The organism is Paenibacillus doosanensis (assembly GCF_025060755.1).
Taxonomy (GTDB): Bacteria; Bacillota; Bacilli; order Paenibacillales; family NBRC-103111; genus Paenibacillus_S; species Paenibacillus_S doosanensis.
In genome coordinates, this window is sequence record NZ_JANYUY010000001.1 from 254,761 (window position 1) to 269,512 (window position 14,752).

The window sequence follows — 14,752 nt, forward strand, 5'->3', positions numbered from 1 at the left end:
CCGCTCTCACCAGCCTTTTTCAGAATCGGATTGATGTAAGATCCAGGAACGAACATCTCCTATTAAATACAACGTGCCGGAAACGACGGCCAGGTCGTCCTTTGCCGTTCTGCCTTTTACCTGCTCCAGCGCCGCCTTCCAATCCGGTTCCACGATCACGTCCACATCGGTTCGACCGATCTCCTGTAAAAGCGTTCTGGCCAGCTCGGCTAGCTTAGCAGCATCTTCCTTTTTGTGCCAATCCGGCTCGGTAAGGATGAGGGTATCCACCAATGGCAGTATATGCCGCAAATATTCGGAATGATTCTTTGTCGAAAGCATTCCCATAACGAAGTGTAGTTTATTGTATGTGTAAGTTTCCTTAAGCGCCTGTGCTAGTACTGCCCCGCCTTCGGGATTATGAGCCCCGTCGATCAAAATGCGCGGAGTTTGCGAGATCATCTCCATCCGGCCGGCCCACCGCGTATCCTTGAGAGCCTTAACCAGCACATCGTCCTCCACGATCAGCGCATAATATTGGCGCAGCAGCTCCAGCGCCATCACCGAAACCGCCGCATTCTGAAATTGATGCCGGCCGTTCATCGAGATGCCGAGATCCGGAATATTGCGGAACGGGCTGTAAAAATGGAACGTTTGATCGTTTTCCCGCGAAGACAACGCTTCGTAACGGAATTGCCGATCCAGCAAATAAAGCGTGCTGTTTTTCTCCTTCGCCGTCCGATCCAGCACTTCGACCGCTTCGGGCTGGCCGACCGCGCTGACGACCGGGACGCCGGGTTTAATAATGCCCGCCTTCTCCGCAGCGACTTTGGCGATCGAATCGCCCAATATTTCCATGTGGTCGTGCCCGATGTTCGTGATAACCGACAGGATCGGAGCGACGACGTTGGTGGAATCGAGCCGGCCTCCAAGGCCCGTCTCCCACACGACGAAGTCGGGATAAGCGACATGAGCGAAATATTCAATGGCTACCGCCGTGGATACTTCGAACATCGTCGGCTGGCCCAGCTCGCTCGCGGCGATTTCATCGGCCAGAGGCTTGATCTTGTTAACTACGCGCACCAGGTCTTCATCGGGGATATTTTCGCCGTTCAGGCGAATCCGGTCCGAATATTTCTCAATGTAAGGGGACGTAAACGTCCCCACATCGTATCCGCTCTGCTTCAGCACTTCCGTCAGGAAAGCGCAGACCGAGCCCTTGCCGTTCGTTCCCGCTACATGAATGAATTTGAGGCGGCGTTCCGGATGATCCAGAAGCTCCATCAGCTTCTCCATCCGCTTAAGTCCCGGCTTAATTCCGAAAGGGATCAAATGGACGATCCAATTGACGGCTTCCGCCGCGGTGCGAAAAGCGCCTGCCGTTTGTTGCGCTGTCACGTTCGTTTCGCTCACTTCAAACTCACCCTCTCAGTTCTGCCAGACGGGCGTTCACTTTATCCCGCTTGTCGGCATAATCGGCCAGCTTCGCTTTTTCCTCGTCGATAACTTTGGCCGGAGCCTTCGCTACGAAGCCCGGATTGTTCAGCTTCTTCTCAATCCGTTCCACTTCGCCGTGCAGCGTCTGCAGCTCCTTCTCCAATCTTGCCAGCTCCTGCGAAATGTCGATCAGCCCGGCAAGCGGCAGATACAATTCGGCGCCGGTTACGATGCCTGTCATGGCTTTGTCCGGAGTGGCGATTTCCATGCCGATATCAAACAGCGACGTATTGCAGAAACGTCTCACATACTCTTCGTTCCGTTTCAGAATAGCTAGAGTGTCTTCGCTTGCCGGTTTCACCAGCAGCTCGATCTTTTTGCTCATCGGCACGTTCACTTCCGCCCGGATGTTACGGACCGTACGAATCATATCCATCAGCAGCTCCATTTCGCGAACCGCATCGGGCGCTTCCAGACCCGCTTCATATACCGGCCATGGCGCCAATGTAATCGTGTCGCCTTCATGCGGCAGATGCTGCCATATTTCCTCGGAAATAAACGGCATGAACGGATGAATCAAACGCTGAGTGCGGTCCAGCACGTAAGCAAGGACGGATTGGGTCGTATGCTTCGCCTGCTCGTCGGCGCCGTATAAGGACAGCTTGCTGAACTCGATATACCAGTCGCAAAGATCGTCCCAAATAAAGTTGTACAGCAGTCGTCCGGTTTCGCCGAACTCGTACGAATCGATGAGGCGGGTAACCTCCCGCACGGTTTCGTTCAAACGATGCAAAATCCAGCGGTCGGCCGTGCTCAGCGAACCGGTCAGATCGATTTGTTCGGCCTTGAAATCCCCGAGATTCATCAGCGCAAAACGGGATGCGTTCCAAATTTTGTTGGCAAAATTACGCGCCTGCTCGACCTTTTCCCAGCGGAAGCGAAGATCCTGCCCCGGTGTGGAGCCGGTGGAGATCATAAAGCGCATGGCGTCCGCTCCGTACTTCTCGATCACTTCCAGCGGATCGACCCCGTTGCCGAGCGACTTGGACATTTTGCGGCCTTCCGCGTCGCGTACGAGGCCGTGCATCAGCACATCCTTGAACGGAATTTGGTCCGTAAATTCGAGTGCGCTAAAAATCATCCGCGCCACCCAGAAGTAAATAATATCGTATCCCGTCACCAGCAGGCTGGTCGGGTAGTAACGTTTCATATCTTCGGTTTCATCCGGCCAGCCGAGCGTGGAGAACGGCCACAATGCGGAGCTGAACCAAGTATCGAGCACATCGTTGTCCTGACGAAGATTCGCGCTGCCGCAGGAGCACTTGGTTACCGCTTCGCGGGATACATGCATTTCACCGCAATCCTCGCAGTACCAGGCGGGAATCCGGTGCCCCCACCAAAGCTGGCGGGAAATACACCAGTCGCGCACATTCTCGATCCAGTGCAGGTAAATTTTCTCGAACCGGTCCGGAATGAAGTTAACGCCTTCGCCGGCTTTTTGCGCTTCGATCGCACGATCGGCGAGCGGCTTCATTTTGACGAACCATTGGGTGGACAAGTACGGCTCGACAACGGCGCCGCTGCGCTCGCTGTGTCCCACTTGATGAACGTGATCCTCGATCTTGATGAGAACGCCGGATTCCTTCATGTCGGTGACGATTTGCTTCCGGCATTCGAAACGGTCCAAGCCTTTGTACTTGCCGGCGTTGTCGTTCATTGTGCCCGTATCGTCCATGACGAGAATTTGCGGCAAATCATGGCGTTTGCCGACCTCGAAGTCGTTCGGATCGTGGGCCGGCGTAATTTTCACGGCGCCGCTGCCGAAATCTTTCTCGACGTACTCGTCGGCTACAATCGGAATTTCCCGGCCGATGATCGGCAGCACGAGCATTTTGCCGATCAGATGCTTGTAGCGGTCGTCCTCCGGATGAACGGCGACGGCGGTATCTCCGAGCATCGTCTCCGGCCGCGTCGTCGCTACGACGATCGATTCGCCGCTGTCTTTTACCGGATAACGCAAATGATACAAATGACCCTGAACTTCTTTATATTCCACCTCGATATCCGAAAGCGCCGTGCGCGCCGCCGGGTCCCAGTTGATAATATAGTTGCCGCGGTAGATCAGCCCTTTTTCGTACAGCTTGACGAACACCTCGCGAACCGCTTTGGACAATCCTTCGTCGAGCGTAAAACGTTCTCTGGAATAATCCAGCGAGAAGCCCATCTTGGCCCATTGCTCCCGAATGGTGTTGGCGTAGGTTTCTTTCCATTCCCACACTTTCTCAAGGAACTTCTCCCGACCCAAATCGTATCGGGTTACGCCTTCCTCGCGCAGCTTTTGCTCCACTTTCGTTTGCGTCGCAATGCCCGCATGGTCGGAGCCGGGAAGCCACAGCGCATCGTAGCCCTGCATTCTTTTGGTGCGGACCATAATGTCCTGCAAGGTGAAGTCGAGCGCATGGCCGATGTGAAGCATCCCCGTTACGTTCGGAGGAGGAATGACGATCGTATACGTTTCGGCGTCCTGCCGCTGCCCCGCTTTAAAATATTCGCCTTTCAGCCAATAATCGTACCATTTTTTCTCCGCTTCCTTCGGATCGTAAGTGGTCGGCATTGAAGTTGCCGATCCCTGCGTTTGTGCTGCTTTGGTCTCTTCCATACGTATAAACCTCCATTTATCAAGTCATTCATAACTATTGGTTTCGGGCATTCACGGTGAAGCCGAAGAACCGGCCGTATGCGCCGTTTCCCAAAACAACAAAAAAATCCTTTCGCCGCAAAGGACGAAAGGATCTGCTTCCGTGGTACCACCTTTATTCCGCTTGAATAGCGTATTGGATTCGCGCTTGCCTCGCTTATGAGGGCAAAGCGTACAAAAACGGCTCTCCATGCGGCACTTAACAGGTAACGGCTGCGGCCGGCAGTGTCTATTCGCATAAGACGCCCGAAGCTTTCGCACCTTCTTCTGAAATGTAGGCGACAGGCCGATTGGGTCTCTTATGCTTTGAACATTGCAACTCCAGGGCGACTTCGGCCAGTTACGTCCTGCGGAATCTTCCAGCGTAGCAATTCCGCTCTCTGAAGGGTTGGCTGCCTATTATTCCCTCTCCAAGTTGTTAAGATGTATAATCATTCCTATGATAAACAACATTGCACATAGAGTCAATACGGTAGGCGTCTATAAATATCGTTTGTTCTCATTATAACCAAATAACACCTCCATCAAACCCGCAGCGGGCCGACGAGGTGTTATTTTGAGCCGCATAATCTTCGCTTTGAATCGATTACTTCGGAATGTACACGATTTGCCCTTCCGACAAGTCATTCTCGCCAAGCCGGTTGAACAGCGCGATCTCCCGAGGGTTCAGATCGTAACGCTTCGCAATCGTCTCCAGCGTCTCTTCTTTCTGCACGATGCACAGCCGCAGCCGCTTGAATTCCTGCTGCTCCTGTCTAGGACCGCCGAGGAGCCGCTTCCATTCCAGCTTGTCGCCTGTCGGAGGCGCGGCAGCAGGAGCCTCTTCTTCGGGTCTGGTCTCGCCCTTGGACGATACGGCGTTTTGCAGCAGTGACGACAGGCCGGCAGACTTGGAAGACTCCGCGCTTTCCGTCTTTTTGCCGGAGAAGGCGATCTTCATTTCCTTCTTGTCTTCCTGCTGGCTAAGCGGCTGGAGCGGCTCGTTCTGTTCGCTTTGTTCGTTCGGCTCGTTCGCCTCCGCAGCCTCCAAGCTCTGGTTTTGGGCGGCTTCGGCATCTGCGGCTTGCTCAGACTCTTTCACCGCGGAGAGCGAGCCGCTTTCGGCCGCCGACCAGCTTTCCGACCGGTTGCTCCGCTCGGCGGCAGGACTGCCCTTCGGCTCCGGAATCGGGTTCGCGGCGGCATAAGACGACGGCGGGGAAGACCACTGCTGCTGATTGGCCGAAGGCTGGGCGGCAAAGCCGGACGCCTCCGTTCTTTCCGCCCCGCTCGGTTCCGCCGTCTCTCCTTGCGCAAACGCCGCTTCTTCGGCAAATCCCGGCTCCTGTTCAAACGGCGGCTCTTCCTCCTGCAGCGCCTCTTCAAACCGCTGAGCTTCCTCGGGCGCCTGCTCCCGAGCCTCGTGAACGAATACGACCTCCTCTTCCTCCTCGCCCCAGCTGTCGGCGGAAGCGGCCGATACGACTTCAAGACCGTTCAGCGAGAGGACGCCGGTAATATTCAAGCTTCTCGTAGACAGCAGCTCCACGTCGAAATTTTCAATTTCTACCGCAATATCTTCCATCCGCTGCACGCGATTCATAGGAAGCGTAATTTCAACGGGAATCAGATGCTCCAAAGTTCTATTGAAAGCATCCTGTTCGTCCACATAGGTGCCGGACAAGAGCAGGTTGCCTCTGAGCAGCGCTTGATCCCCTTGCGGGAGCACCTGAATATGCGGCACCAGCTCGACTCCCTCCAGCTCTTTGATGCCTGCCACGCCTTCCGATAAATGCACTCGTTCATAAATGTCAAACCGCAAACCGCTTTGTTGATCAGCCAATGTATTGCCCTCCCTTTCGTAAAGCTAGTCTCGCAAACCGCATCCGAAAAAATGGGTCAGTATCACTTATCTATAGGATTATATGGTTTGCGCGGGAGGAGCATGACTATATTTTTTTCAAAGTATTATAAAGGACCTGCATATCGGCCGGCCATGGAGCTTCAATATGCAGCGGCTCCCCTGTGAACGGGTGGCTCAGCAGCAGCGTTTCCCCGTGCAGCGCCTGTCTGCCGATGAATTCTTCGGGCCCGCCGTACAGCGCGTCTCCCCAGATCGGATGACCCAGATGGCTCAGGTGAACCCGGATTTGATGGGTGCGTCCCGTTTCCAGCCTCAGGCGGACAAGCGCCCCGCGGCGCCACTGCTCGGCTACTTCGTAATGGGTCACCGCCCGCTCTCCCGTAGCGGATACCCGCCTTCGCCCGGCATGATGCCTGTCTCTGCCGATCGGCGCGTCGACGACGCCTCGCCGCTCCTTCCATCGTCCTTGAACGATGGCGGCGTACCGCCGTTCAATACGCTTCTCCCGCATCGCCTCGTCCAGCGCCAGCTGAGACCACTCCGTCTTGGCATACAGCACCGGCCCGGTCGTATCCTCGTCCAAGCGATGAATATGCCGAACCTTGCACGGCTGTCCGGTCGATGCATAGTGACTTGCGACGGCATCCGCCAAGGTCGTCTCTTCCCGTTCTTTGGACGCGCCCCCGTCCCCGTGCACCTTCATTCCGGCAGGCTTATGGACAACCAGCAAAAAATCGTCCTCGTACAGCACTTCTATCGGAACCCAAACCGGCATAAGCTCAAGCGATTCGTCGGGAAACAATCTGAGGCGCGCTCTGGTTCCTTTAACGGACACGCCGCCGCTTCTGATTAAATTGCCGAGAAATTTATCGGACATCGGCAAATAGCGCTTCAGCTCGTATTCCGACTCCGGAACTTGCGGAAGCCTCAGCTCCAGCCATTCTCCTTTTCGTTGCCATGGAAATATCATCTGTCAAGCTCCCTTGTGAACAGTTTTTCATTACGCCGGCGGCATCCCCCGTCTTCCGCGAGAAACAATCCTGCCGGAATAACGACGGACAGCTCGCCCTATTGTAGCAAATTGCGCGCTTCCCCTCAAAGCCTTTTTCCCAACCGGCACGGCTTTCCTTCCGCTATTCAAGCCTATCGGAATATGATAGAATAATAGAGTTAAAAACCAATGATTATGTTTATATTTTAAACAGGAGTGGACAAAGTGAGCACTGCCCAACAATGGCTTGAGTCTGGAAGACAGCAGCTTCGCGATTGGAGCTGGATAAAAAAATCGTTGATGCTGATTGCCGTACTTACGTTTCTTACTTCAAGCTTTATGTTTTGGACCGGTCCGGGCACGGACATGCGTATTTGGATGGCCCGTACGGTCATTATTACCCAGCACCGCGACTGGGCGTGGCTGTTTGTCGGCACGGAGAAGCGGGACGCGCTGATTCAGGAAATGATCAACAACGTCGAAGATAATGCCAAGGAAAAGCAGCTTCCCGGCTTGATCAAAACGACGCAACAGCGCATCCGTTCAATCGACGAGCTGATTAAAGTCGAAGATATTTCCGGCAAGTTCTGGAAAGGAAAACGGATGTATGTGTACGATCCCAAATCGATTCGCCTGATGACGCCTGCGAAGTCCGGCGAAGGCGAGAAAATCACCTCGATGGTGAAACGAACCGGAGCCGTGGCCGGAGTGAACGCCGGCGGCTTCAACGACCCGGAAGGGCTCGGCAACGGCTTTGCGGCGATCGGAGCTATCATCTCCGGCGGCGATATCATTTATACCGACCAGGACGGCAGCGTTCCGCAGCATATCGTCGGCTTTACCAAGGACGGAACTCTCGTCATAGGCAAATACGATATGTTCGAGCTGCGCGACATGGGCATATCGGAAGCGGCGTCCTTCTATCCGCGCGTCATCGCCAACGGCAAGCCGCTGCCGATTGTCGACAACAGCCGCGCTCCGCGGACGGCCGTCGGGCAAAAAGCGGACGGTACCGTCATCTTCATCGTCATCGACGGCCGCCAAGCGCAAAGCGTCGGCGCGACCTTGAAGGAGGTCCAGGATTTGTTCATGGAGGACGACGTCATCAATGCCGGCTTTCTTGACGGCGGAGCTTCATCCGAGCTGGTCGTCAACGGCGAGCTGGTTACAAGCCCTTCAAGCCGGTACGGCGAACGGCGGCTGCCATCGGCGTTCCTGGTGTACGATCATCCCGAGAACGTCGTCGCCAATCGAGTCTGGGACGGTCTCGACAAGATCGATCCGGGCGGCTCTTACGATCATCCGGATTACTTGAAAGAACAGGCGGAGCTGAAAGCCAAGCAAAAAAATAATCCGACACCTACTCCGACACCTTCGCCGACACCGTCTTCATCGCCATCGCCAACGCCATCGCCGGGCAAGACGGACACGGATAAATCCAAGACGACGGATGCCAATCGGGGAACCGGTAATGGAGCAGGCAAGGCGGGGACGGCAACCGATAATAAAGGCACGAAGCCTGGAACGGATGCCGACGCCAAAGATAACGGCACGAAAGACGCCGGGGCGAAAGATACTGCCGACGGCGCCAAAGACACGAATGGTTCGAAAGACACGAATGGTTCAAAGGATACGAATGCTGCAAACGGAAGCAAGGAAACGGTCCCGCCGAAGACGGAAACCGGAGCGGGCCAGAACCAGAACGGAACCGGTTCTAACTCGGGTACAGGCGCCAATCCGAAGGATAGCGACAACGGCAAGACGCAGAACGGCGGCTCTGCCGGTGCTGGCGGCAATAACGGCGCGGGCGGTTCTACCCCGCAGCCGACCGGTACTCCTACTCCTGCTGCTACGCCTTCTCCTTCACCGACTCCGGCTGGAGGCAAGAGTACGGAGCAGGAGCCGAAAAACAATGATAGCACGGGAGCAAACGGCGGAACACCGGGCTCCAAATCCGGTGCTGCCGGCGGCTCAGGCGCGACAAGCGGTTCAACGGTCAATTCATCGTCCGCAACCGCAACGCCGAACCCTAGCCCGTCCCCGGGAGGCAAGACCGAATAAGGCGACCGGCTGAGAACAAGAAGGAACAAATCCCCCAAAGGTGACGTGATGCTCTGAAGCTTATTCCGTCCGCATCCAGCCTAAGCTGGATCGGCGTCTAAGCATTCCTCTGGGATCGTTCTATGGGTAGACTTTACTTTCGGGGGAGCCCCCGGTTATCTACAGGAAATGGCTGCGCATCATTTCCTAAACAACAAAAAAGAGGCCCTTCCTAGACGGAAGAGGCCTCTTCTTACGTTCTACAGACTCTTGAGCGCTTCATAGTGCGCCGCAATCGTCGTTTCAATATCTTCATCCGTATGAGCCGTCGACACGAACATGCCTTCGAATTGCGACGGAGCGATGCTTATTCCTCGGTCAAGCAAAGCCGCGAAATATCGATTGAACTTGTCCAGATCGGAGGTTTTGGCCGTTTCGTAGTTAATGACCTGCCGCTCCGTGAAGAACGGGCAAATCATCGAGCCTACCCGATTGATCGTGCTGGCAATGCCGATTTCCCGGGCGTTGCCGAGGAAGCCTTCTTCCAGTCGCGCCGCCTTTCGCTCCAATTCCTCGTAAACCCCCGGCTCACCCAGCAAACGAAGCGTCGTATATCCCGCCGCCATCGCAAGCGGATTTCCGGACAGCGTGCCTGCTTGATAGATCGGGCCGCTGGGCGCGATATGCTCCATGATATGCCGTTTGCCGCCGTACGCGCCTACCGGTAAACCGCCGCCGATGATCTTCCCAAGACAGGTCAGATCCGGGTCAATGCCGTACAAGCCTTGAGCGCTGTGCAGGCCGACGCGGAATCCCGTCATTACTTCGTCGAAAATGAGCAGGCTGCCATAGCGGCTCGTTATATCGCGAAGCCCTTGCAAGAAGCCGGGCAGCGGCGGAACGACGCCCATATTGCCTCCGATCGGCTCGACGATGACGGCGGCGATCTCTTCGCCGAACTTTTCAAATGCCAGCCGCAGCGACTCCAGGTCGTTATACGGAACGGTGATCGTATTCACTGCCACGCTTTCGGGCACGCCGGGGCTGTCCGGCAAGCCGAGCGTAGCCACGCCGGAGCCGGCCTTAATCAGCAGCGAATCGGCATGTCCATGATAACAGCCTTCGAACTTAACGATTTTCGACCGCTGCGTATAGCCTCTGGCGAGCCGCAGCGCGCTCATGGTCGCTTCCGTGCCGGAGTTGACCATCCGCACCATTTCGATCGAAGGAATCCGTTCAATAACAAGCTTGGCCATCCCCGTTTCCAATTCGGTCGGAGCCCCGTAGCTGGAGCCCTTCTCGGCCGTCCGTTTGATCGCTTCCACCACTTCCGGGTGGGAGTGTCCTACAATAAGCGGTCCCCACGAACCGATATAATCGATAAACTCGTTACCGTCGATATCGTAGACCCGGGAGCCCGCTCCCCGCTCCATGAAGAGGGGCGTCAATCCTACCGATTTAAAAGCGCGCACCGGGCTGTTGACACCTCCCGGAATGACCTCCTTCGCTTCGGCAAAAGCTTTGGCCGAGCGCTCATCCACACGTTTACGCAAGCTCATTTTGCTACCCCTTCCTTCACATGAAAATGACTTGTCAAGCCCGATTGGCCGAGATATAATTATCCGAAAGCTGCGGACTTGTTCCCCATAAATAAGCGAGGCGAAATCATGATCGAACTTTTAAATAAAGTGCCGCTTTTTTCGAAGCTGAACCATCAACAACTGGAAGCTATCTCGACCATTTGCACCAAGAAAACGTTTAAACCCGGCACGGTGCTGTTTAATGAAAAGGAGCCCGGCTCCATTTTCTACATTTTGTCCAGCGGTTCCATTAAAATTTATACCGCAACAAGTTCCGGAGAAGAAATGATCTTGTCGCTGATGAAAGCCGGAGACAGCTTCGGCGAGCTCTCCCTGATCGACGGCAAGCCCCGCTCCGCCTCCGCACAGACGCTTGAAGAAAGCGTGCTGATCTCCATTACGGCTCCCAGCTTCATCGGATTGATGAAGACCCATTTTGACATTTCCCTCGGCATTATGCAAGAGATGTGCAGCCGCCTTCGCGATACGAACCAGCATGTGCAGGATCGCACGTTTCTCGATGCCAGAACCCGCGTCATCAAAAGCCTTATTACGCTGGCTAACAAAAACGGAACCCGCACCGGTAACTCCATAACTATCAAAATGACGCTCAATTACGATGAAGTCTCGCAAATGGCGGGAGTACAAAAGCCGGTATTGATGCAAGTGATACGGGATCTTCAAGATAAACGGCTGCTCAGCCTCAACGGCCAGGAGATGCGCCTCGATCTCGGTCAGCTAAGGGCGTAATCGCTCCGGCGTCAAACGTCGAATTGACACCGCAGCTGCCAATCCGAGCTGCGAGCCGCAAGGCGCAGGCCCGCTATGTAAGCGGGCCTTGATCGTCTTGAGTGCGTTACTTGCCTTCGCATAACTGATAGATGACGTCGCTGAGCGTCTCCATATAAAGCGGATCGGTGTTCAGAGACGGGGTGCGCTCCAGATGGATTCCGAGCTCCTTGGCCGTCTGCTGCGCCTCGATATCGAGATCGTACAGCACTTCCAGGTGATCGGAGACGAAACCGACCGGACAAACAAGAACGTTCTGAACCTGCTCCTCGTTCTTTATCGTATGCAGCACATCCAGAATATCCGGTCCCAGCCACGGCGATGCCGTTCGGCCCGCGCTCTGCCATCCGAACTGCCAGTTGTCGACGCCGGTCTGTTCGGCAACCGCTTTGGACGTTGCAAGCAGCTGCTCCGGATACGGATCGCGCATTTCAACAATTTTTTCCGGCAGGCTGTGCGCCGTGAAGATAACGCGAATGTCCGCTTTGGGCGTATCTTCGAACCGCTGCAGCGTTTCCGTCACGCGGTTCGACAGCGCTTCGATCAATTTCGGATGCAGATGATAGCTTTTGACGAACTGCATGGAAAGACCGAGCTCCTCCGCCTTCTCCTGCGCTCGCTTAATGTAGCCGCCCACGCTCATGACCGAATAATGCGGCGCCAGCACGATGCCGACCGCCTGCCGAATGCCGTCTTTCGCCATCTGCTCCACCCCGTCCTCAATGAACGGCGCGGCATGCTTAAGCCCTTGATAACAGACGAATTCCACTTGCGGATGATCGGCGTTGAGCCGCTCTTCCAATGCTTTCACTTGCTTGTTCGTATTTTCGCGAAGCGGGAAAAAGCCGCCTACAATCGCTTCGTAACGATCGGTCAATTCCTTCAGCTGCTCCGGGCTCGGCGGATTTCCGCGGCGAATATGGGTGTAGTAAGCTTCAACCTGGTCCAGGCTTTCCGGTGTTCCGTAAGACATCACCAGGACGCCGATACGTTGTTTGGACATTTTAAACACCACTTCCTTGTTTCAATTGGGCAATCGCTTGCTTGGAATAAGTATGAACGTAGTCCGTCAGCTCCCGCAGCTTGTCGAGCGATGCTTCCGGGAACAATCCGTGTCCCAGGTTGAACACATAGCCCGGCTGCTGAATGCCTTGATCGATAATGGCTTTGGCCTGCTCCTGAATAACCTCCATCGGCGCCGTCAGCACATAAGGGTCCAAATTCCCCTGCACCGCAAAGGCCGAGCCGACTCTTCTCCGTCCTTCGGCTATCGATACGCGCCAATCCAGCCCGATGACGTCGGCTTTGACGTTATGCAATAGCGGCAGCAGCTCCCCTGAACTGACGCCCGGGAAATAAATTTTCGGCTGCTCCTGGTCGCTCAGCTCCGCAAAGATCCGTTCGATCGTCGGCAGCACGTATTTCTCGAAATCTCTCGGCGACAAAGCTCCGATCCAGCTGTCGAACAACTGCACGGCTTTCGCTCCGGCGGCAAACTGTGCTTTCAAATAAGCGATAACCATATCGCCCAGCTTATCCATCAGCTGAAACCATACCGCAGGCTCGCCGTACATAAGCTCTTTCGTGCGGATGTAGTTTTTCGACGGCTTGCCCTCGATCAAATAGCTTGCTATGGTGAAAGGAGCCCCGGCAAACGTAATCAACGGAACCTGAAGCTCAGCTACCAAAATCTCGATCGTTTTTATAATGTGGGATAAATCCTGCTCCACTTGAATCGGACGAAGCTTAGCCACGTCGGCCGCCGTCCGAACCGGGTTATGAATCACCGGGCCAACGTCCTTCACGATGTCGAAATCAATGCCGATTGAAGCAACCGGATTCATAATATCCGAATACAAAATAGCCGCGTCAACCCCCAGCTTCTTCACCGGCATCATCGTCACTTCGGCAGCCAGCTCCGGCTGCTTGCATATTTCCAGCAAGCTGTATTTCTCCTTAATCTTGCGGTATTCCGGGTCGTATCTTCCCGCCTGTCTCATATACCATACAGGGAGAGTATCTACCTCTTGTTTTTTGCACGCTCTAATAAAAGTGTCGTTATAACTCATTGGTTTACCCCATTTCCGTTTACTCCTAAGACCTACTACTCATTATGCCCTATTTGGCAGGCTCTAACAACTGATTGCCCCCTATAGATTCCGACAAAAGTATGACAAGGACGCACCCGCCGCGCCGTTAAAAACCGATTTTCTCATAGGAAAAGTATTCATTGACCGCTCCCTGATTACCCGCGGTTGGGCAGCGCCGACTGGCAGACGCGACCAGCCTGAAGAAAAAGCGAAAAGAGTTTTTTAACCGAACGTGCCGGCTAAAAAACTCTTCTCCTGGTCGTGCTGCCTTATCAGAGGCTTCCTTCGCGAAGCCATTTGGCGATATCTTTGGCAAAGTACGTAATGATCAAATCCGCTCCGGCGCGTTTGAAGCCGAGCATCGTTTCCATGACGATCGACTTCTCGTCCACCCAGCCCTGAAGTGCCGCGGCTTTGATGAGCGAATATTCGCCGCTGACATTATAAGCGACGAGCGGCAGATCGAATTGATCGCGCAGCAAACGAATGACGTCCATATAAGCCATAGCCGGCTTCACCATCAGGAAATCGGCGCCTTCCACGACATCGGACTCCGCCTCGCGAAGCGCTTCACGCACATTGGCCGGGTCCATCTGATACGTTTTGCGGTCGCCGAACTTCGGAGCGGAATGCGCCGCTTCGCGGAACGGACCGTAATAAGCGGATGCATATTTGACCGAATACGACATAATCGGAGTTTGATCGTAGCCCGCTTCGTCCAAGCCTTGGCGGATCGCATAGACGAAGCCGTCCATCATATTCGACGGAGCGATGATGTCGGCTCCGGCTTCCGCTTGGGACACGGCCGTTTTGATCAGCAGTTCAAGCGAAGGATCGTTCAAAATTTCGGCGCGCTGCGTCTTCTCATTCACATGAACGACGCCGCAATGGCCGTGATCGGTAAATTGGCACAAGCAAGTGTCGGCGATGACCAGCAGCTCCGGGTACAGCTCCTTGATCTTGCGAGTCGCTAGCTGGACGATTCCGTTATGGTCGTGAGCCGAAGTCCCGTGAGCGTCTTTATGCTCCGGCACGCCGAAAAGCATGATCGCTTGAATGCCGAGGCCAGTTACTTCTTTAAGCTCTTCTTGCAGCAAATCGAGCGATAGATGATACACTCCCGGCATCGAGGATATTTCTTCTTTCAACCCGGAGCCGTGCGTTACAAAAATAGGATAGATCAGATCATGAACCGAAATGCTGCTCTCTCTCACCAGATTGCGCAAAGCTTGAGAGCTGCGCAGCCTCCGGTTGCGAACGATAGGATAACTCATAGCAGATTCCTCCTCATCTTCTTGTTAGTAA

At 54.8% G+C, this 14,752-nt stretch carries 10 protein-coding genes; 2 read left to right on the forward strand and 8 right to left on the reverse strand.

What is annotated here, in order from left to right:
- Positions 1–6: 6 nt before the first annotated feature.
- The 4 genes from N0M98_RS01165 to N0M98_RS01180 all read right to left on the reverse strand — a co-directional run bounded on the left by N0M98_RS01165 (position 7) and on the right by N0M98_RS01180 (position 6,927).
- Positions 7–1,392 carry a bifunctional folylpolyglutamate synthase/dihydrofolate synthase gene (locus N0M98_RS01165; RefSeq protein WP_259616693.1) on the reverse strand — a complete coding sequence of 462 codons (1,386 nt, stop codon included), beginning with the start codon at positions 1,390–1,392 and terminating at the stop codon, positions 7–9.
- A 7-nt stretch (positions 1,393–1,399) separates the two neighbouring features.
- Complete coding sequence (locus N0M98_RS01170) at positions 1,400–4,075, reverse strand: valine--tRNA ligase (RefSeq protein ID WP_249862248.1); 2,676 nt, start codon at positions 4,073–4,075, stop codon at positions 1,400–1,402.
- Positions 4,076–4,700: 625 nt separating this feature from the next.
- On the reverse strand, positions 4,701–5,936 hold the full coding sequence (locus tag N0M98_RS01175) for a LysM peptidoglycan-binding domain-containing protein (RefSeq protein WP_249862247.1): 1,236 nt from the start codon (positions 5,934–5,936) through the stop codon (positions 4,701–4,703).
- Positions 5,937–6,042: 106 nt separating this feature from the next.
- Positions 6,043–6,927 (reverse strand): RluA family pseudouridine synthase, encoded by an 885-nt coding sequence (locus N0M98_RS01180; protein WP_249862246.1) that lies wholly within the window; start codon positions 6,925–6,927, stop codon positions 6,043–6,045.
- Positions 6,928–7,173: 246 nt separating this feature from the next.
- Between N0M98_RS01180 and N0M98_RS01185 the strand changes: the two genes are divergently transcribed.
- Positions 7,174–9,009, forward strand: coding sequence for a phosphodiester glycosidase family protein (locus N0M98_RS01185; RefSeq protein WP_259616694.1), 1,836 nt, complete (start codon positions 7,174–7,176; stop codon positions 9,007–9,009).
- 239 nt (positions 9,010–9,248) lie between these two features.
- On the opposite strand, the gene hemL is transcribed toward N0M98_RS01185, so the two are convergent.
- Positions 9,249–10,547, reverse strand: a complete 1,299-nt coding sequence (gene hemL, locus N0M98_RS01190; RefSeq protein ID WP_259616695.1) for a glutamate-1-semialdehyde 2,1-aminomutase — start codon at positions 10,545–10,547, stop codon at positions 9,249–9,251.
- A gap of 108 nt (positions 10,548–10,655) precedes the next feature.
- Between hemL and N0M98_RS01195 the strand changes: the two genes are divergently transcribed.
- A complete protein-coding gene (locus N0M98_RS01195; protein ID WP_259616696.1) occupies positions 10,656–11,318 on the forward strand; it encodes a Crp/Fnr family transcriptional regulator in 663 nt (220 codons plus the stop codon).
- 106 nt (positions 11,319–11,424) lie between these two features.
- On the opposite strand, the gene hemH is transcribed toward N0M98_RS01195, so the two are convergent.
- From hemH to hemB, 3 genes are all read right to left on the reverse strand, one after another.
- Positions 11,425–12,360: a ferrochelatase gene (gene hemH, locus N0M98_RS01200; protein WP_249862242.1), complete on the reverse strand. Its 936-nt coding sequence runs from the start codon at positions 12,358–12,360 to the stop codon at positions 11,425–11,427.
- Position 12,361: 1 nt separating this feature from the next.
- On the reverse strand, positions 12,362–13,426 hold the full coding sequence (gene hemE / locus N0M98_RS01205; RefSeq protein WP_259616697.1) for a uroporphyrinogen decarboxylase: 1,065 nt from the start codon (positions 13,424–13,426) through the stop codon (positions 12,362–12,364).
- A 293-nt stretch (positions 13,427–13,719) separates the two neighbouring features.
- On the reverse strand, positions 13,720–14,721 hold the full coding sequence (gene hemB / locus N0M98_RS01210; RefSeq protein ID WP_259616698.1) for a porphobilinogen synthase: 1,002 nt from the start codon (positions 14,719–14,721) through the stop codon (positions 13,720–13,722).
- Positions 14,722–14,752: the final 31 nt, after the last annotated feature.

Bases quoted from the DNA above. Each gene is read 5' to 3' on its own strand.
- N0M98_RS01170 (WP_249862248.1), bottom strand. From the start codon at position 4,075: ATGGAAGAGACCAAAGCAGCACAAACGCAGGGATCGGCAACTTCAATG.
- N0M98_RS01180 (WP_249862246.1), bottom strand. From the start codon at position 6,927: ATGATATTTCCATGGCAACGAAAAGGAGAATGGCTGGAGCTGAGGCTT.
- hemL (WP_259616695.1), bottom strand. From the start codon at position 10,547: ATGAGCTTGCGTAAACGTGTGGATGAGCGCTCGGCCAAAGCTTTTGCC.
- N0M98_RS01195 (WP_259616696.1), top strand. From the start codon at position 10,656: ATGATCGAACTTTTAAATAAAGTGCCGCTTTTTTCGAAGCTGAACCAT.
- hemH (WP_249862242.1), bottom strand. From the start codon at position 12,360: ATGTCCAAACAACGTATCGGCGTCCTGGTGATGTCTTACGGAACACCG.
- hemE (WP_259616697.1), bottom strand. From the start codon at position 13,426: ATGAGTTATAACGACACTTTTATTAGAGCGTGCAAAAAACAAGAGGTA.
- hemB (WP_259616698.1), bottom strand. From the start codon at position 14,721: ATGAGTTATCCTATCGTTCGCAACCGGAGGCTGCGCAGCTCTCAAGCT.